Origin of the sequence: Citrobacter sp. R56, from assembly GCF_016811995.1 — a bacterium.
Lineage (GTDB): Bacteria > Pseudomonadota > Gammaproteobacteria > Enterobacterales > Enterobacteriaceae > Citrobacter_D > Citrobacter_D enshiensis.
In genome coordinates, this window is record NZ_CP069159.1 from 480,471 (window position 1) to 497,682 (window position 17,212).

At 51.7% G+C, this 17,212-nt stretch carries 20 protein-coding genes; 14 read left to right on the forward strand and 6 right to left on the reverse strand.

Annotated features, from left to right (window positions below; all coding sequences use genetic code 11):
- Positions 1-9: 9 nt before the first annotated feature.
- Both kdsD and JM656_RS02305 read right to left on the reverse strand, forming a co-directional pair.
- Entirely contained in the window at positions 10-996 is a 987-nt protein-coding gene (gene kdsD, locus JM656_RS02300) for an arabinose-5-phosphate isomerase KdsD (protein WP_203359834.1), read from the reverse strand.
- A gap of 13 nt (positions 997-1,009) precedes the next feature.
- Positions 1,010-1,987 (reverse strand): calcium/sodium antiporter, encoded by a 978-nt coding sequence (locus JM656_RS02305; protein WP_203359835.1) that lies wholly within the window; start codon positions 1,985-1,987, stop codon positions 1,010-1,012.
- Positions 1,988-2,199: 212 nt separating this feature from the next.
- On the opposite strand from JM656_RS02305, the gene mlaF reads away from it, so the two are divergent.
- From mlaF to murA, 7 genes are all read left to right on the forward strand, one after another.
- Entirely contained in the window at positions 2,200-3,012 is an 813-nt protein-coding gene (gene mlaF, locus JM656_RS02310) for a phospholipid ABC transporter ATP-binding protein MlaF (protein ID WP_192613628.1), read from the forward strand.
- 7 nt (positions 3,013-3,019) lie between these two features.
- The gene (gene mlaE, locus JM656_RS02315; RefSeq protein WP_203359836.1) at positions 3,020-3,802 is read left to right on the forward strand and encodes a lipid asymmetry maintenance ABC transporter permease subunit MlaE; all 783 of its coding nucleotides are present in this window, start codon (positions 3,020-3,022) and stop codon (positions 3,800-3,802) included.
- A gap of 4 nt (positions 3,803-3,806) precedes the next feature.
- On the forward strand, positions 3,807-4,364 hold the full coding sequence (gene mlaD, locus JM656_RS02320; protein WP_203359837.1) for an outer membrane lipid asymmetry maintenance protein MlaD: 558 nt from the start codon (positions 3,807-3,809) through the stop codon (positions 4,362-4,364).
- A gap of 18 nt (positions 4,365-4,382) precedes the next feature.
- Entirely contained in the window at positions 4,383-5,018 is a 636-nt protein-coding gene (gene mlaC / locus JM656_RS02325; protein WP_203359838.1) for a phospholipid-binding protein MlaC, read from the forward strand.
- Positions 5,018-5,311 (forward strand): lipid asymmetry maintenance protein MlaB, encoded by a 294-nt coding sequence (gene mlaB / locus JM656_RS02330; protein WP_203359839.1) that lies wholly within the window; start codon positions 5,018-5,020, stop codon positions 5,309-5,311. Before mlaC ends, mlaB begins: the two co-directional genes overlap by 1 nt.
- A 126-nt stretch (positions 5,312-5,437) precedes the next feature.
- A complete protein-coding gene (ibaG, locus tag JM656_RS02335) occupies positions 5,438-5,692 on the forward strand; it encodes a BolA family iron metabolism protein IbaG (RefSeq protein WP_192613625.1) in 255 nt (84 codons plus the stop codon).
- A 53-nt stretch (positions 5,693-5,745) separates the two neighbouring features.
- The gene (gene murA, locus JM656_RS02340) at positions 5,746-7,005 is read left to right on the forward strand and encodes a UDP-N-acetylglucosamine 1-carboxyvinyltransferase (protein ID WP_203359840.1); all 1,260 of its coding nucleotides are present in this window, start codon (positions 5,746-5,748) and stop codon (positions 7,003-7,005) included.
- A 58-nt stretch (positions 7,006-7,063) separates the two neighbouring features.
- On the opposite strand, the gene sfsB is transcribed toward murA, so the two are convergent.
- The gene (gene sfsB, locus JM656_RS02345; RefSeq protein WP_203359841.1) at positions 7,064-7,348 is read right to left on the reverse strand and encodes a DNA-binding transcriptional regulator SfsB; all 285 of its coding nucleotides are present in this window, start codon (positions 7,346-7,348) and stop codon (positions 7,064-7,066) included.
- Positions 7,349-7,576: 228 nt separating this feature from the next.
- The gene (gene ispB, locus JM656_RS02350) at positions 7,577-8,548 is read right to left on the reverse strand and encodes an octaprenyl diphosphate synthase (protein WP_192613622.1); all 972 of its coding nucleotides are present in this window, start codon (positions 8,546-8,548) and stop codon (positions 7,577-7,579) included.
- A gap of 257 nt (positions 8,549-8,805) precedes the next feature.
- Here ispB and rplU point away from each other — a divergent pair, with 257 nt between their 5' ends.
- From rplU to cgtA, 4 genes are all read left to right on the forward strand, one after another.
- Positions 8,806-9,117, forward strand: coding sequence for a 50S ribosomal protein L21 (gene rplU, locus JM656_RS02355; protein ID WP_203359842.1), 312 nt, complete (start codon positions 8,806-8,808; stop codon positions 9,115-9,117).
- A gap of 19 nt (positions 9,118-9,136) precedes the next feature.
- Positions 9,137-9,394 (forward strand): 50S ribosomal protein L27, encoded by a 258-nt coding sequence (gene rpmA / locus JM656_RS02360; RefSeq protein WP_003025030.1) that lies wholly within the window; start codon positions 9,137-9,139, stop codon positions 9,392-9,394.
- Positions 9,395-9,522: 128 nt separating this feature from the next.
- A complete protein-coding gene (locus JM656_RS02365; protein WP_203359843.1) occupies positions 9,523-10,488 on the forward strand; it encodes a DMT family transporter in 966 nt (321 codons plus the stop codon).
- 15 nt (positions 10,489-10,503) lie between these two features.
- Entirely contained in the window at positions 10,504-11,676 is a 1,173-nt protein-coding gene (gene cgtA, locus JM656_RS02370; RefSeq protein WP_203359844.1) for an Obg family GTPase CgtA, read from the forward strand.
- Between the two features lie 79 nt (positions 11,677-11,755).
- Here the strand turns inward: cgtA and dacB are convergent, their stop codons facing one another.
- Positions 11,756-13,189, reverse strand: a complete 1,434-nt coding sequence (dacB, locus tag JM656_RS02375; protein ID WP_203359845.1) for a serine-type D-Ala-D-Ala carboxypeptidase — start codon at positions 13,187-13,189, stop codon at positions 11,756-11,758.
- A 250-nt stretch (positions 13,190-13,439) separates the two neighbouring features.
- Between dacB and greA the strand changes: the two genes are divergently transcribed.
- Positions 13,440-13,916, forward strand: coding sequence for a transcription elongation factor GreA (greA, locus tag JM656_RS02380; protein ID WP_192613618.1), 477 nt, complete (start codon positions 13,440-13,442; stop codon positions 13,914-13,916).
- Positions 13,917-14,071: 155 nt separating this feature from the next.
- On the opposite strand, the gene yhbY is transcribed toward greA, so the two are convergent.
- Positions 14,072-14,365 carry a ribosome assembly RNA-binding protein YhbY gene (gene yhbY / locus JM656_RS02385; RefSeq protein WP_004139797.1) on the reverse strand — a complete coding sequence of 98 codons (294 nt, stop codon included), beginning with the start codon at positions 14,363-14,365 and terminating at the stop codon, positions 14,072-14,074.
- 126 nt (positions 14,366-14,491) lie between these two features.
- On the opposite strand from yhbY, the gene rlmE reads away from it, so the two are divergent.
- Together rlmE and ftsH are read left to right on the forward strand one after the other, a co-directional pair.
- On the forward strand, positions 14,492-15,121 hold the full coding sequence (rlmE, locus tag JM656_RS02390) for a 23S rRNA (uridine(2552)-2'-O)-methyltransferase RlmE (protein WP_192613617.1): 630 nt from the start codon (positions 14,492-14,494) through the stop codon (positions 15,119-15,121).
- 99 nt (positions 15,122-15,220) lie between these two features.
- Positions 15,221-17,152 (forward strand): ATP-dependent zinc metalloprotease FtsH, encoded by a 1,932-nt coding sequence (ftsH, locus tag JM656_RS02395; RefSeq protein WP_203359846.1) that lies wholly within the window; start codon positions 15,221-15,223, stop codon positions 17,150-17,152.
- Positions 17,153-17,212: the final 60 nt, after the last annotated feature.

A 17,212-nucleotide genomic window follows, 5' to 3' on the forward strand; every position in this document is an offset into this window, starting at 1 on the left:
CTTGAGTTTCTACACTACGCCTGCACGCAGGAGATCATGCATATGTAACACACCGAGTAACTGGTCGCCATCGGCAACCAACACCGAGGTAATATGACGGGATTGCATCAAATTCAGAGCATCAACGGCGAGAATACCTGGACGTACGCGAATGCCCCCTGGCGTCATAACATCGGCAATCCCTAACTGGCGAACATCACCGCCCATATCAAAGACGCGACGTAAATCACCATCCGTGAAAATACCGTTAATCTTCATATCGTCATCGCAAATGACGGTCATCCCAAGATTCTTACGCGTGATTTCCAACAGCGCATCACGCAGGCTGGCGTCCTTTTTCACATGCGGGATTTCATCACCCGTATGCATGATATCGTTAACGCGTAGCAAAAGTTTACGTCCAAGTGCCCCGCCCGGATGGGATAACGCGAAGTCTTCTGCGGTGAATCCACGGGCTTTTAATAAGGCGACGGCAAGCGCGTCCCCCATCACCAATGTGGCGGTGGTGCTGCTGGTTGGTGCCAGACCCAGAGGGCAGGCTTCCCGGGGCACTTTAACACACAGATGCACATCTGCGGCACGCGCCATGCTGCTTTCTGGTCGGCTAGTAATACAGATGAGCGGGACATGCAGGCGCTTGAGTACGGGAATCAACGCTGTGATTTCACTCGATTCGCCGGAGTTTGAAATGGCAATAACCACATCCTGCGGCGACACCATGCCGAGATCGCCGTGGGCTGCTTCACCAGGATGAACAAAAAATGACGGCGTACCGGTACTGGCAAATGTAGCCGCCATTTTGCGCCCGATGTGCCCTGATTTCCCCATCCCCATCACGACGACTTTGCCCGAGCACCAGAACATTTTTTCACACGCAAGGGTGAAGTTCTGGTTGATGTACTGGCCTAACTCGGCCAGGCCTTCACGTTCAATTTCCAGGACTTCTTTGCCTGCTAGCTGAAAGTCAAAACCCGGTTGCAACTCTAAGTGAGACATAATCCGTTTCCAGTTACCCAACGAGAAGTGGCGATATCCAGTACAGCATCGCCAGCCATATGATAAAACCGCCAGTCAACAACACGCCCGCGCCGCGACCAATTCGGCGCGAACGATGCCAGCAGAGTAATGCAAAAATAATGCTGACCAGCAGCATGACGCCGTAGTCACGCCCAAAGGCTAAAAGGTTAACGCCACCCGGTGCTATCAGCGCCGGTAACCCCAAAACGATAACGATATTAAAAATATTAGCGCCGATGATGTTGCCGACGGCAATATCGTTTTCCCCTTTACGCACACCCGCGATAGCGGTCGCCAGCTCAGGTAAACTGGTGCCGATGGCCACCACCGTTAACCCGATAGTCAGCTCGCTCATGGCAAAATAATTGGCCAGTACCGTCGCGTTATCAACCACCATACGGGTTGCCATCGGCATGATAATCAGGGCGATGCCGAGCCACAAAAATGCAACGGGCAACCCGCCTTCACGCGGTAGCTCTGCAACCTGTTCGCGGGTAAGGCTGTCATTACCCTGACTGTCGGCCAGACGGGCGATTTTAACAATGAATAGCAGCCATAGCACAGCCAGAAGTAGGAGAAAGATCCCATCACTGCGACTGAGTTGCCCATCGTGCAGGACATAACCTGCCAGAACGCTGACGAATAACATTAATGGCAATTCACGACGCAGAACATCAGAATGCACGGTAAAAGGGTGAAATAACGCGGCCAGGCCTAAGATCAACAGAATATTGGTAATATTTGAACCCATTGCCGTACCGACAGCGAGATCGAGTTGTCCATGCAGCGATGCGGCAACCGACACGATAATTTCCGGTAACGAGGTCCCGATACTGACCACCGTCATCCCGATGACGAGCGGAGGGACACCCAACATTCGACATAGAATGGAAGCAGCAAACACCAGGCGATCGGCACTGTAGACGACCAGAAGTAAACCAATAATTAACAGCGCCGTTGCTAAAAGCATCTAAAGTCCTTTCTTCAGGTATACTCGCCGGTCCACGGGAGAGATTGCCTGGAGGCCGTAACGAATTCTTAATTTTGACTTTATGCGGCTAAAAAGTAAAACAAATGCCAGCTTTAGCTAACCGGGGCGGGTAATATTCTGTAAATATGTTGGGTTCATGGTGAAATTCAACGCCATGATGAGATCAACAAAGTAATACGAAGGATGAATCAATGGGTCAGTCTGTGGCGAATTTAGTCGATATGCGCGACGTCAGCTTTACCCGGGGCGATCGTTGTATTTTCGATAATATTTCCCTGACGGTGCCACGTGGAAAGGTCACAGCGATCATGGGGCCGTCGGGCATCGGTAAAACCACGCTGTTACGCTTGATCGGTGGGCAGATCGCGCCTGACAAAGGAGAGATTCTGTTTGATGGCGAGAATGTTCCCGCCATGTCCCGTTCACGGCTATACACTGTACGTAAGCGTATGAGCATGCTGTTTCAGTCAGGGGCGCTGTTCACTGACATGAATGTGTTTGATAACGTGGCCTATCCGCTGCGTGAGCATACGCATTTACCCGCGGCTTTACTCAAAAGTACCGTCATGATGAAACTTGAGGCCGTTGGGCTACGCGGTGCCGCAAAATTAATGCCTTCTGAACTTTCTGGCGGGATGGCGCGACGGGCGGCGTTAGCGCGTGCTATTGCTCTGGAGCCGGATCTCATCATGTTTGATGAACCGTTCGTTGGTCAGGATCCTATCACCATGGGCGTGCTGGTGAAGCTGATTTCAGAACTGAACAGCTCACTGGGCGTGACCTGCGTAGTGGTCTCTCACGATGTTCCCGAAGTGCTGAGCATTGCGGATCACGCCTTTATCATGGCGGATAAAAAAATTGTGGCTCATGGCAGTGCTCAGGCGCTGCAAGACAACGCAGACCCGCGCGTACGCCAGTTCCTTGACGGTATCGCCGACGGACCCGTTCCGTTCCGCTATCCCGCGGGCGACTATCACACCGATTTACTCGAAACAGGGAGTTAAGCCACTCATGCTGTCAAATGCGCTGGCATCACTCGGACACAGAGGGATCAAAACTCTCAGGACGTTCGGGCGGGCCGGGTTAATGTTATTCAATGCGGTGGTTGGTAAGCCGGAGTTTCGCAAGCATGCGCCGTTACTGATTCGTCAGCTCTATAATGTGGGTGTCTTGTCGATGCTTATCATTATTGTGTCTGGCGTGTTCATTGGCATGGTGCTGGGGCTGCAGGGCTATCTGGTTCTGACGACGTACAGTGCGGAAACCAGTCTCGGTATGCTGGTGGCGCTGTCGTTGCTGCGTGAACTGGGGCCGGTTGTTGCGGCGCTGTTGTTTGCCGGGCGCGCCGGCTCTGCCTTAACCGCAGAGATTGGTCTTATGCGTGCGACCGAGCAGCTTTCCAGTATGGAAATGATGGCGGTCGATCCATTGCGCCGGGTGATTTCCCCGCGCTTCTGGGCTGGCGTTATTTCGTTGCCGTTGCTCACCATTATTTTTGTGGCGGTGGGGATCTGGGGCGGATCGCTGGTTGGCGTAAGCTGGAAAGGTATCGATGCTGGTTTCTTCTGGTCGGCTATGCAAAACGCTGTCGACTGGCGTCTGGACCTTGTGAACTGTTTGATTAAGAGCGTGGTGTTTGCCATTACGGTAACGTGGATTGCACTGTTCAATGGATATGACGCGATCCCGACTTCTGCCGGGATTAGCCGGGCAACGACACGCACCGTTGTGCACGCGTCTCTGGCCGTTCTCGGTCTGGATTTTGTGCTGACCGCACTGATGTTTGGGAATTGAGTTCATGCAAACGAAAAAAAATGAAATTTGGGTGGGGATCTTCTTGTTGGTTGCGCTGCTGGCGGCATTCTTTATCTGCCTGAAAGCGGCGAACGTGACCTCCATGCGTACGGAGCCGACCTACACGGTTTATGCGACTTTCGATAACATTGGCGGACTGAGAGAACGCTCTCCTGTTCGTATTGGCGGCGTGGTTGTGGGACGGGTGTCAGACATCTCGTTAGATCCGAAAACCTATCTGCCACGCGTTACGCTGGATATCGAAGAGCGTTATAACCAAATTCCTGATACCAGTTCCCTGAGCATTCGTACTTCCGGTCTGCTTGGTGAGCAATATCTGGCCCTGAACGTCGGTTTTGACGATCCAGAGTTGGGAACGTCTATGCTCAAGGATGGCAGCACCATTCAGGACACCAAATCGGCAATGGTTCTGGAAGATATGATTGGTCAGTTCCTTTACAACAGCAACAGTAAAGGTGATGAGAATAAGAATTCTGGCGATGCGCCTGGCGCAACGGAAGGCAATAATGATGCTACTGGGCCTGCGGGCGCAACGAAATAATCTCAGGAGAATCGACGTATGTTTAAACGATTAATGATGGTAGCGATGCTGGTGATTGCACCGCTGAGCGCTGCAACGGCGGCCGACCAGACCAACCCGTACAAACAGATGGACGAAGCGGCGCAAAAAACCTTTGACCGTCTTAAAAATGAACAGCACAAAATCCGTGCTAATCCGGATTACCTGCGTGATGTCGTTGATCAGGAACTGCTGCCGTATGTGCAGGTGAAATACGCAGGCGCTCTGGTTCTGGGGCGTTACTACAAAGATGCTACTCCGGCACAACGCGATGCCTATTTCGCCGCTTTTCGTGAATACCTGAAACAGGCTTATGGTCAGGCTTTAGCGATGTACCATGGTCAGACTTACCAGATTGCGCCGGAACAACCGCTGGGCGATGCAACCATCGTACCGATTCGCGTCACCATCAATGATCCGAACGGTCGTCCTCCGGTTCGCCTGGATTTTCAGTGGCGTAAAAACACGCAAACCGGTCACTGGCAGGCCTATGACATGATCGCGGAAGGCGTCAGCATGATCACCACTAAACAGAATGAGTGGAGCGACCTGCTGCGTACCAAAGGCATTGATGGCCTGACCGCACAGTTGAAATCCATTGCTCAACAAAAAATCACACTGGAAGAGAAAAAATAATGACGCAGTCACTCAGCTGGACGCGTGAAGGTGAAAAGCTGGCGTTAGCGGGTGAACTGGATCAGGACGTGCTAAACCCGTTATGGGATGTACGTGTGGAGGTCATGAAAGGTGTCACCTGCATCGATCTGAGCCAGGTTTCCCGGGTAGATTCGGGAGGGCTGGCGTTACTGGTCCATCTCATTAATCAGGCAAAACGGCAGGGTAATACCGTTTCGCTTAGCGGTGTAGACGAAAAAGTTTATACGCTGGCGGAGCTTTACAATTTGCCCAACGACGTGCTGCCACGCTAATTTTTTCAGTACGTTACTATCGAAAGCCCCGATCGTCTTCGCATCGGGGCTTTTTGCTTATTTAAGACAGCGCCACTTTGCTCTAAGATGTTGGGCTGTTTTCACTATTTGACGAATAAAGAGCCCATGGAAAATCATGAAATTCAGAGCGTGCTGATGAACGCACTCTCCCTCCAGGAAGTCCACGTCTCTGGCGATGGCAGTCACTTTCAGGTTATCGCCGTGGGTGAGATGTTTGACGGTATGAGCCGGGTCAAGAAACAGCAATCGGTCTATGGTCCGTTGATGGAATACATTGCGGACAACCGCATCCATGCCGTGTCGATCAAAACGTTTACGCCTGCTGAGTGGGCACGCGATCGCAAACTTAACGGTTTTTGAGCTACGGGTGACTCACCGGTAGCGAGTATGAATTCTTAACAGAGAACAGAATAATGGATAAATTTCGTGTTCAGGGGCCGACCACGCTCCAGGGCGAAGTCACAATTTCAGGCGCTAAAAATGCCGCACTGCCGATCCTCTTCGCCGCATTGCTGGCTGAAGAGCCGGTAGAAATTCAGAACGTCCCTAAACTGAAAGACGTTGATACGTCAATGAAGCTGCTGAGCCAGCTGGGTGCAAAAGTTGAACGCAATGGCTCTGTGCACATTGATGCCAGTGATGTGAACGTTTTCTGCGCCCCTTATGACCTGGTGAAAACCATGCGTGCATCCATCTGGGCGCTTGGCCCGCTGGTGGCGCGTTTTGGTCAGGGCCAGGTTTCTCTGCCGGGTGGTTGCACCATCGGCGCGCGTCCGGTAGATCTGCACATCACGGGTCTGGAGCAACTGGGTGCCACCATCAAGCTGGAAGAAGGGTACGTTAAAGCATCTGTGGAAGGGCGCCTGAAAGGCGCGCATATCGTGATGGACAAAGTCAGCGTTGGTGCGACGGTTACTATCATGTGTGCCGCTACGCTGGCAGAAGGCACCACCATTATCGAAAACGCCGCTCGTGAACCTGAAATTGTCGATACCGCGAACTTCCTGATTGCGATGGGTGCAAAGGTCAGCGGGCATGGCACTGATCGTATCACCATCGAAGGCGTTGAGCGTTTGGGCGGCGGCGTCTACCGCGTTCTGCCTGACCGTATTGAAACCGGTACGTTCCTGGTGGCTGCGGCCATTTCTCGCGGCAAAATCGTCTGCCGTAACGCGCAGCCAGACACGCTGGACGCCGTTCTGGCAAAACTGCGCGATGCTGGCGCGGACATTGAAGTTGGCGCTGACTGGATCAGTCTCGACATGCACGGCAAACGCCCGAAAGCGGTCAATGTGCGTACTGCGCCGCATCCGGCGTTCCCGACCGATATGCAGGCACAGTTCACTCTGCTGAACCTGGTAGCGGAAGGGACTGGATTCATCACCGAAACCGTTTTTGAAAACCGCTTTATGCACGTCCCTGAATTGAGTCGTATGGGCGCGCATGCAGAAATCGAAAGCAACACGGTGATCTGCCATGGCGTTGAAAAACTCTCCGGCGCGCAGGTAATGGCGACGGATCTGCGGGCATCTGCGAGCCTGGTGCTGGCGGGTTGTATTGCGGAAGGCACCACGGTGGTGGATCGCATTTATCACATCGATCGCGGCTATGAGCGCATTGAAGATAAACTGCGTGCGCTGGGTGCGAACATTGAGCGTGTGAAAGGCGAATAATCGTCTTCTGCTTCGGTAATCCCCATTTATTACACAAGATGGGGATTACCGTTTCCCTTCACTCTACGACCTTTTTCTCTCTGCGAGCGCGCATCAGTCGTGTTCTGTCGATAAATTCGTGTGTCTGCGAATCATGATATCGTGATGGCCAAATCACCCAGGGATCCGTTCCTAGTGCTTGTGCAATAATCAATTCACCTTTAGGCCACGGGCGGGTTAAGGCATTCGCTAAGGTAGAAGAACTGAGCCCATTTTTGCGTGATTCCGCAGCCATAGATGTCCCTTTTTTACGTAATCCAGCAATAATATCGGCTGGATGCCAGTCAATGAGTTTGCTCTCCATCAATCCCTCACTCCTTTGGTCAGTCACTTGCGGTTGGAAAAATCAGCAGGTGATCGACACTATACTCCCGGAGAACGAATGTTCTAAAATGTTCATGTAACGGTGGTAAATATTCAGAATATATCAAGGAAAAATGGCGGTTGAATCAAGGGTGGTAGAGGTGTTTTTAGATATTTTATGGAACGTATATGAATCATCCCGTGCATGGCACGGGATGAGAAAAGGGGATTAACGATCGCGTTGCACTGCAATGTGCGCCAGGCCAATTAATGCCTCGCGCCATGGGGTGTCAGGTAGAACCTGAAGGGCTTCGATCGCTTTGTCAGCTTCTTCTTCAGCACGCTGACGTGTCCACTCCAGTGACCCGCAGGCGGTCATTGCTTCCAGAACAGGTTCCAGAAGGTGTCGGCCATTACCTTGTTCAATGGCATTACGGATCATCTGCGCTTGCTCTGGGGTGCCATTACGCATGGCATGCAGCAGAGGTAACGTCGGTTTACCCTCGTTAAGGTCGTCACCCACGTTTTTACCTAACTGCTCGCCATCTGCACTGTAATCCAGTAAATCGTCAATCAACTGGAAAGCGGTGCCGAGATAGCGGCCATAATCCTGCAACCCTTTTTCCTGTTCGTCGCTACAACCCGCCAGGATACCTGAACATTGCGCCGCCGCTTCAAACAGTCGCGCTGTTTTGCTGTAGATGACGCGCATATAGTTTTCTTCGGTGATGTCAGGATCGTTCACGTTCATTAGCTGCAGGACTTCACCTTCTGCAATAACGTTGACGGCTGAAGACATTACCTCCAGTACTTTCAGCGAACCGAGGCTGGTCATCATCTGGAAGGCGCGGGTATAGATAAAGTCACCCACCAATACGCTGGCTGCATTGCCAAAAGCCGCATTCGCCGTTGCCTTCCCACGGCGCATATCTGATTCATCCACAACATCGTCGTGAAGCAGAGTTGCAGTGTGGATAAACTCGATTAAGGCCGCAATCGTGACGTGTTTTTTCTCCTCGTAACCAACGGCGCGCGCAGCGAGTACGGCGATCATCGGGCGGATGCGTTTTCCGCCGCCACTCACGATGTAATACCCTAACTGATTGATCAGTTGGACGTCGGAATTGAGCTGTTCAAGGATTGTCGCATTGACACCCGCCATATCTTGCGCGGTTAACTCATTGATTTTTTCTAAATTCATCGCAAAAGCCGGGCTTATCGCCCCGATTACCTCACAGTGCAACAAGGTAACTTAGGGTTTAGGGTTAGGAATATATGCTGATTGTACTGAAAAAACGCCATAGATAAACGTTACCGTACGTGTTGTGTTTTTTTTCTTCATGTATTGATGCTAGCACTTGTCAAAGGCTCGCGTTTTGCGTAATATTCGCGCCCTATTGTGAATATTTATAGCGCACTCTGAATCATTGAAAGGTGTGCGCGGAAGCGGAGTTTTTTATGTACGCGGTTTTCCAAAGTGGTGGTAAACAACACCGAGTAAGCGAAGGTCAGACCGTTCGCCTGGAAAAGCTGGACATCGCAACTGGCGAATCTATCGAGTTCGCTGAAGTTCTGATGATCGCAAACGGTGAAGAAGTCAAAATCGGCGTTCCTTTCGTTGATGGCGGCGTAATCAAAGCTGAAGTTGTTGCTCATGGTCGTGGCGAGAAAATTAAAATCGTTAAGTTTCGTCGCCGTAAACACTACCGTAAGCAGCAGGGCCATCGTCAGTGGTTCACTGATGTGAAAATCACTGGCATCAGCGCTTAAGTTAAGGGGAGCAGATTAAATGGCACATAAAAAGGCTGGCGGCTCGACTCGTAACGGTCGCGATTCAGAAGCTAAACGTCTGGGCGTAAAACGCTTCGGCGGTGAAACAGTTCTGGCTGGTAGCATCATCGTTCGTCAACGTGGTACTAAATTCCACGCTGGTTCTAACGTTGGTTGCGGCAAAGACCACACTCTGTTTGCCAAAGCAGACGGTAAAGTGAAATTTGAAGTGAAAGGCCCGAAAAACCGTAAATTCATCAGCATCGTTGCTGAATAAGTTTTTCGCGTCCCGGTAACGGATAAAAGCCCCGCAACGTGTTGCGGGGCTTTTTACATTCGACGACCGGTAAATATGCTCGCTGTACCGTTATCTTTCGGAAAGCGAGGTTTTGCAGGGAATACGGTATGAAGCAGCAGGCAGGCATTGGTATTCTTTTGGCGCTGACCACCGCAATATGCTGGGGTGCGTTGCCAATCGCGATGAAGCAAGTGCTGGAGGTGATGGAACCACCTACCGTCGTGTTCTACCGTTTTCTAATGGCAAGTCTCGGTCTTGGGACCATTCTTGCGGTTAGAAGAAAGCTCCCGCCGTTGCGTATTTTTCGTAAACCGCGTTGGCTGGTATTACTGGCCATTGCCACAGGCGGGCTGTTCGGGAATTTCATCCTGTTCAGCTCTTCTCTGCAGTATTTGAGTCCCACGGCCTCGCAGGTTATCGGTCAACTGTCACCGGTTGGCATGATGGTCGCCAGCGTATTTATCCTCAAGGAGAAAATGCGTGGTACGCAGGTTATTGGCGCGATCATGCTTCTGAGCGGGCTGGTGATGTTCTTTAATACCAGTCTGTTCGAGATCTTTACCAAACTGACGGATTACACCTGGGGTGTGATTTTTGGTGTCGGGGCGGCGACAGTCTGGGTGAGCTATGGCGTCGCGCAAAAGGTGTTATTGCGTCGTCTGGCCTCACAGCAGATTCTGTTTTTGCTGTACACTTTGTGTACAATTGCGTTATTGCCTTTGGCGAAGCCAGGGGTGATATCGCAGCTTAGCGACTGGCAGCTCGCGTGTTTAGTTTTCTGCGGGCTGAATACGCTGGTAGGATATGGCGCCCTGGCGGAAGCGATGGCGCGCTGGCAAGCAGCGCAGGTGAGCGCGTTAATCACGCTCACGCCGCTGTTTACGCTGTTATTTTCAGATCTATTATCTATGGCCTGGCCCGATTTCTTCGCCAGACCGATGTTAAACCTTTTAGGTTATCTCGGTGCGTTTGTCGTGGTTGCGGGCGCGATGTATTCCGCCATTGGTCATCGTATTTGGGGCGGATTACGTAAGCATGAAACGGTGGTTTCGCAACCCCGCTCAGGCGAATGATTTACGGAGAGTAAAATGAAGTTTGTTGATGAAGCATCGATTCTGGTCGTTGCAGGTGATGGCGGTAATGGTTGCGTCAGCTTCCGCCGCGAGAAATACATCCCGAAAGGCGGCCCGGATGGCGGTGATGGTGGTGATGGTGGTGACGTCTGGCTGGAAGCCGACGAAAACCTGAATACGCTGATCGATTACCGCTTTGAAAAATCGTTCCGTGCAGAACGTGGCCAGAATGGCGCCAGCCGTGACTGTACCGGTAAACGCGGCAAAGATGTCACCGTTAAAGTGCCTGTGGGTACGCGCGTTATCGATCAGGGTACCGGCGAAACAATGGGCGACATGACCAAACATGGTCAGCGCCTGATGGTTGCTAAAGGTGGCTGGCACGGCCTGGGGAACACCCGTTTCAAATCCTCGGTGAACCGTACTCCACGTCAGAAAACGATGGGTACACCGGGTGATAAACGCGATCTGATGCTGGAGCTGATGCTGCTGGCTGATGTCGGTATGTTGGGGATGCCTAACGCCGGTAAATCGACGTTTATCCGCGCAGTCTCTGCAGCGAAACCCAAAGTAGCAGATTATCCGTTTACCACGCTGGTGCCGAGCCTGGGCGTTGTGCGTATGGACAACGAAAAGAGCTTCGTGGTTGCTGACATTCCAGGTCTGATTGAAGGTGCTGCTGAAGGCGCTGGTCTGGGGATCCGCTTCCTGAAGCACCTGGAGCGCTGCCGCGTACTGCTGCACCTCATTGATATCGATCCGATTGACGGTTCTGATCCGGTTGAGAATGCCCGTATCATTATCGGCGAACTGGAAAAATACAGTCAGGATCTGGCCTCCAAACCGCGCTGGTTAGTGTTCAACAAAATTGATTTGATGGACAAAGCGGAAGCGGAAGAAAAAGCGAAAGCTATCGCCGAAGCGCTGGGTTGGGAAGATAAATACTATCTGATCTCCGCAGCCAGCCAGTTAGGCGTGAAAGATCTCTGCTGGGATGTGATGACCTTCATCATTGAGAATCCGATTGTTCAGGCTGAAGAAGCGAAACAGCCAGAGAAAGTCGAGTTCATGTGGGACGATTATCACCGTCAGCAGCTCGCGGAAGTCGAAGACGAAGCGGAAGATGACTGGGATGAAGATTGGGACGAAGACGACGAAGAAGGCGTCGAGTTCATCTACAAACGCTAATCTCCATAAAACCCCGGCCATGCCGGGGTTTTTTATGCCAGTCTTGTAGGCCGGATAAGCGCTATCCGGCCACACTCATCTAGTTATTCTGATAAATATCTTTATACAAACGGCTTTCAAAACGGACCAGTGGAAGACGGCGGTTGCGTTGGTCTGCCGGCTCTACGGCATACCCGGAAAGATACTGCACAAATGCCATCCTTTGCCCGCTGGCGGTGGTAATAAAGCCCGCCAGGTTATACACCCCCTGCAGTGAACCCGTTTTCGCCGATACCTTGCCATCTACGCCTGCCTGATGAAGTCCTGCACGGTATTGCAGAGAACCATCGTGGCCCGCCAGCGGTAGCATGGAGATAAAGTTCAGTTCATTGTCGTGCTGGGCAATGTATTGCAGCACCTGCATCATGGTGGCAGGGGCGATCAGGTTATGGCGGGATAGGCCGGAACCGTCGGCAATAATGGTGTTGCCAATATTAACCCCTGCCTGTTGACGAAGGATCTGGCGAACTGCATCGGATCCTGCACGCCATGTCCCAGGGACGTTAAAGCGCGCGTGGCCAATCATACGGAACACTGTGTCGGCGATCATGTTGTCGGATTTTTTCAGCATAATCTTAAGCAGATCATGTAAAGGGGCTGACTGTTTGCTGGCAATAATCGTTCCTGGCTCGTTGACCAATGTCTGGCGCAGCAGCGTACCGCTGTACGTGATCCCAGCCTGTTTTAGCTCATCTTTGATTATTGCCCCGGCATAACTGGCGCCATCCTGAATCGCGAAGGCCAGCGGAAGAGGATCGCTACGCTGAGGCAGGCAACCGGTAAGCGTAAAGCGATTTAAATCACCGGGGACGACATCCAGTTCGCAATATTGCGCTTCGGCAGAGCCATGCGGTAGCGTGCGAACCTGGCTGAACATCGTCACCGGGTAATACGATGCCACGCGGATATACGCTAAATCATTCGCTTTTTCTGCGCTGTAAAGCGAAACCGAGAAGCAGTTCCTGTCGACAATGGCTGCAGCGGGTGGCGCGCTAAAACATTGCGTCATGTCGTTCCATGGCCAGCCGGGCGCTTTATCGTGGCTGGCAAAAATGGAGGTGTCGATGAGGACATTACCAGAAATTTGCGTCACGCCAGATTTCTTCAAGGTGGCGACCATATTGCGAATATCCTGACGTTTTAGCGTCGGATCGGCCCCAAATCGTGCAATCAGGTCACCGCTCAATACCCCGTTTTCCACCGAACCTTTTGTCTCCAGCGTGGTGGTAAAACGAAAGTCGGGGCCAAGCTGGATCAATGCCGCCAGCGCGGTGATCACCTTTTGCGTACTGGCGGGAAGCGCCATCTGCTGACTGTGATAATCGATGGCGGGCGCGGGGGCACCGACCTTCTGTACCATTAAGGCAAGATTAGCCCCGTCGGGAAGTTGATTGATGTATTCGTCAACATTCGCGGCCTGGACGCTGAACGCTATACTGGTGGTCAATCCGATGATAAATCTGGAAAATCGCATAATCTCGCGCTAACAACCTGGAAACAAGCTGTCATACTACGGCGCATTGCCCTGAAAAGTAAACGATGACCCATAGGGAACTCCAGGGTAAAATGACTATCAAATAGAGAATTGTAGCTGACCTGGGACCTTGCGCCCCGGGTCGGTATTTTTTTGCTTCTGGTCCTGGTGTGGCGTCATGCCAGGGCGGGCTTAGCAGCCGGGGCAGGGTTTATCGCCCCCCTACAGGAATGTTCAAGAGGTATAACAAATGCAAGCTATTCCGATGACCTTACGTGGTGCTGAAAAACTGCGCGAAGAGCTGGATTTTCTGAAATCTGTGCGCCGTCCTGAAATTATTGCCGCTATCGCCGATGCGCGTGAACACGGCGACCTGAAAGAGAATGCTGAGTATCACGCCGCGCGTGAGCAGCAGGGTTTTTGCGAAGGACGCATTAAAGATATCGAAGCAAAGCTGTCCAATGCGCAGGTCATCGACATCACTAAAATGCCAAACAATGGTCGCGTGATTTTTGGTTCCACCGTCACCGTTCTGAACCTCGATACTGACGAAGAGCAGACTTACCGCATCGTTGGCGATGATGAAGCGGATTTTAAACAGAACCTGATTTCCGTGAACTCACCTATCGCGCGTGGCCTGGTGGGCAAAGAGCAGGATGATGTTGTGGTGATCAAAACGCCAGGCGGCGAAGTGGAATATGAAGTGATTAAGGTAGAATACCTGTAAGAATTACCCAATACTCAGGTTGTTGATGTATTGTAAAGAAAGGAAAAAGGCCGCATAGCGGCCTTTTATCAACGAACAGAGCGTGGCATTTTGCTCTCCTGCTTGCAGAAAACCCCTCGTTTTACACAGAATTCGTGTTCAACTTTAGGATATTCTTAGCGTGGCAGCGAGATTTTACGTTCTTTAGTCGGGCGATACAGTACCAGCGTTTTACCGATGACCTGTACGTTACAGGCGCCGGTTTCGCGTACGATAGCTTCCACGATCAAGGTTTTGGTTTCGCGATCTTCCGAGGCGATTTTCACCTTGATAAGTTCATGGTGCTCTAACGCTTGTTCAATCTCGGCCAGTACCCCTTCGGTCAAACCATTATTGCCAAGCATAACTACAGGCTTGAGCGGATGTGCCAGACCTTTCAGGTGCTGTTTTTGTTTAGTACTCAGATTCATCGTATATTTTTGCTTAGGTTGGGATTGAAAACGGGTCATTCTACCGCCATCTCCCTTATATCACCAAATAGCCGTGTAGAAATTTACACCGTTAGTTACGATGAACTGCCCCGATGGGAAAGTGAAATGACAGGTAAAAAGCGTTCTGCCAGCTCCAGTCGCTGGCTTCAGGAACACTTTAGCGATAAATATGTTCAGCAGGCACAGAAAAAAGGGTTACGTTCTCGTGCCTGGTTTAAACTTGATGAAATACAGCAAAGTGACAAGATTTTTAAACCGGGGATGACGATTGTCGATCTCGGTGCTGCACCCGGTGGTTGGTCTCAATATGCGGTTACGCAGATAGGGAACAGTGGTCGCATTATCGCTTGTGATCTTTTACCGATGGATCCAATCGTTGGTGTAGACTTCCTTCAGGGCGATTTTCGTGATGAATTAGTCCTGAAAGCGTTACTTGAACGTGTCGGTGACAGTAAAGTACAAGTTGTCATGTCTGATATGGCGCCAAATATGTGTGGTACACCGGCGGTCGATATTCCCCGGGCGATGTATCTGGTAGAACTGGCGCTTGGAATGGCTCGTGATGTATTAGCGCCAGGTGGTAGTTTTGTAGTGAAAGTGTTCCAGGGCGAAGGATTCGATGAGTATCTAAGAGAAATTCGCTCCCTGTTTGCGAAGGTGAAAGTTCGTAAGCCGGACTCTTCTCGTGCGCGTTCACGTGAAGTGTACATTGTAGCGACCGGGCGAAAACCATAACCGGTAGATTTCAAACGAAAGTTTGAAAGACACTGGATATAGAGTATCCTGACGCTGTTTTTAACACAGTTGTAATAAGAGGTTAATCCCTTGAGTGACATGGCGAAAAACCTAATACTCTGGCTGGTCATTGCCGTCGTGCTGATGTCAGTATTCCAGAGCTTTGGGCCCAGCGAGTCTAATGGCCGTAAGGTGGATTATTCTACCTTCCTGCAAGAGGTCAACCAGGACCAGGTTCGTGAAGCGCGTATCAACGGACGTGAGATCAACGTTACCAAGAAAGATAGTAACCGTTACACGACTTACATACCGGTTAACGATCCGAAGCTGCTTGATAACCTGCTGACTAAAAACGTTAAAGTTGTTGGCGAACCACCAGAAGAGCCAAGCCTGCTGGCTTCAATCTTCATTTCCTGGTTCCCGATGCTGTTGCTAATCGGCGTCTGGATCTTCTTCATGCGTCAGATGCAGGGCGGCGGTGGCAAAGGCGCCATGTCGTTCGGTAAAAGCAAAGCGCGCATGCTGACAGAAGATCAGATCAAAACCACGTTTGCTGACGTTGCCGGTTGCGACGAAGCGAAAGAAGAAGTGGCTGAGCTGGTTGAATATCTGCGTGAACCGAGCCGTTTCCAGAAGCTGGGCGGTAAAATCCCGAAAGGCGTCCTGATGGTCGGTCCTCCGGGTACCGGTAAAACCCTGTTGGCGAAAGCCATCGCGGGTGAAGCGAAGGTTCCCTTCTTTACGATTTCCGGTTCTGATTTCGTTGAAATGTTCGTGGGTGTCGGTGCATCTCGTGTGCGTGACATGTTCGAACAGGCCAAGAAAGCAGCCCCGTGCATCATCTTTATCGATGAAATCGATGCCGTAGGCCGCCAGCGTGGCGCAGGCCTGGGCGGCGGTCACGATGAACGTGAGCAGACCCTGAACCAGATGCTGGTTGAGATGGACGGCTTCGAAGGTAACGAAGGTATCATCGTTATCGCGGCAACTAACCGTCCGGACGTTCTGGACCCGGCGCTGCTGCGTCCTGGCCGTTTCGACCGTCAGGTTGTGGTTGGCCTGCCAGATGTTCGCGGTCGTGAGCAGATCCTGAAAGTTCACATGCGTCGCGTACCGCTGGCGCCGGATATCGATGCGGCAATCATTGCCCGCGGTACCCCAGGCTTCTCCGGTGCAGACCTGGCGAACCTGGTGAACGAAGCGGCACTGTTCGCTGCTCGTGGCAACAAACGCGTTGTATCAATGGTTGAGTTCGAGAAAGCGAAAGACAAAATCATGATGGGTGCGGAACGTCGCTCCATGGTGATGACGGAAGCGCAGAAAGAGTCTACCGCGTACCACGAAGCAGGCCATGCGATTATCGGTCGCCTGGTGCCGGAACACGATCCGGTACACAAAGTAACGATTATCCCGCGTGGCCGTGCGCTGGGTGTGACCTTCTTCCTGCCTGAGGGCGACGCGATCAGCGCCAGCCGTCTGAAACTGGAAAGCCAGATCTCTACGCTGTACGGCGGTCGTCTGGCGGAAGAGATCATCTACGGCGTAGAACACGTTTCTACCGGTGCGTCGAACGACATTAAAGTCGCGACTAACCTGGCACGCAACATGGTGACGCAGTGGGGCTTCTCTGAAAAACTGGGTCCATTGCTGTACGCGGAAGAAGAAGGCGAAGTGTTCCTGGGACGTTCTGTTGCGAAAGCAAAACATATGTCCGATGAAACCGCGCGCATTATCGATCAGGAAGTTAAATTGCTGATTGAACGTAACTATGACCGCGCGCGTCGTCTTTTGAACGATAACCTGGACATTCTGCACTCGATGAAAGATGCGCTCATGAAATATGAGACCATCGATGCGCCGCAGATTGATGATCTGATGGCTCGTCGCGATGTGCGCCCGCCTGCGGGTTGGGATGAGTCCGGTACTTCTAACAACTCTGGCAACAATGGCACCCCGAGTGCGCCGCGTCCGACTGAAGAGCCGCGTACGCCGAACCCGGGCAACATGTCAGAGCAGTTAGGCGACAAATAAGTTCGCGTTGTTGATGACTGCGTTTTTATCGAAAACCCTGGGGCTTGCTCCGGGGTTTTT

Coding starts and splice junctions, on each gene's coding strand:
- cgtA (WP_203359844.1), top strand. CDS start 10,504: ATGAAGTTTGTTGATGAAGCATCGATTCTGGTCGTTGCAGGTGATGGC.
- sfsB (WP_203359841.1), bottom strand. CDS start 7,348: ATGGAGAGCAAACTCATTGACTGGCATCCAGCCGATATTATTGCTGGA.
- dacB (WP_203359845.1), bottom strand. CDS start 13,189: ATGCGATTTTCCAGATTTATCATCGGATTGACCACCAGTATAGCGTTC.
- rpmA (WP_003025030.1), top strand. CDS start 9,137: ATGGCACATAAAAAGGCTGGCGGCTCGACTCGTAACGGTCGCGATTCA.
- rplU (WP_203359842.1), top strand. CDS start 8,806: ATGTACGCGGTTTTCCAAAGTGGTGGTAAACAACACCGAGTAAGCGAA.
- kdsD (WP_203359834.1), bottom strand. CDS start 996: ATGTCTCACTTAGAGTTGCAACCGGGTTTTGACTTTCAGCTAGCAGGC.
- rlmE (WP_192613617.1), top strand. CDS start 14,492: ATGACAGGTAAAAAGCGTTCTGCCAGCTCCAGTCGCTGGCTTCAGGAA.
- yhbY (WP_004139797.1), bottom strand. CDS start 14,365: ATGAATCTGAGTACTAAACAAAAACAGCACCTGAAAGGTCTGGCACAT.
- mlaB (WP_203359839.1), top strand. CDS start 5,018: ATGACGCAGTCACTCAGCTGGACGCGTGAAGGTGAAAAGCTGGCGTTA.
- ibaG (WP_192613625.1), top strand. CDS start 5,438: ATGGAAAATCATGAAATTCAGAGCGTGCTGATGAACGCACTCTCCCTC.
- mlaC (WP_203359838.1), top strand. CDS start 4,383: ATGTTTAAACGATTAATGATGGTAGCGATGCTGGTGATTGCACCGCTG.
- JM656_RS02305 (WP_203359835.1), bottom strand. CDS start 1,987: ATGCTTTTAGCAACGGCGCTGTTAATTATTGGTTTACTTCTGGTCGTC.
- mlaD (WP_203359837.1), top strand. CDS start 3,807: ATGCAAACGAAAAAAAATGAAATTTGGGTGGGGATCTTCTTGTTGGTT.
- greA (WP_192613618.1), top strand. CDS start 13,440: ATGCAAGCTATTCCGATGACCTTACGTGGTGCTGAAAAACTGCGCGAA.
- JM656_RS02365 (WP_203359843.1), top strand. CDS start 9,523: ATGAAGCAGCAGGCAGGCATTGGTATTCTTTTGGCGCTGACCACCGCA.
- mlaE (WP_203359836.1), top strand. CDS start 3,020: ATGCTGTCAAATGCGCTGGCATCACTCGGACACAGAGGGATCAAAACT.
- ispB (WP_192613622.1), bottom strand. CDS start 8,548: ATGAATTTAGAAAAAATCAATGAGTTAACCGCGCAAGATATGGCGGGT.
- ftsH (WP_203359846.1), top strand. CDS start 15,221: ATGGCGAAAAACCTAATACTCTGGCTGGTCATTGCCGTCGTGCTGATG.
- mlaF (WP_192613628.1), top strand. CDS start 2,200: ATGGGTCAGTCTGTGGCGAATTTAGTCGATATGCGCGACGTCAGCTTT.
- murA (WP_203359840.1), top strand. CDS start 5,746: ATGGATAAATTTCGTGTTCAGGGGCCGACCACGCTCCAGGGCGAAGTC.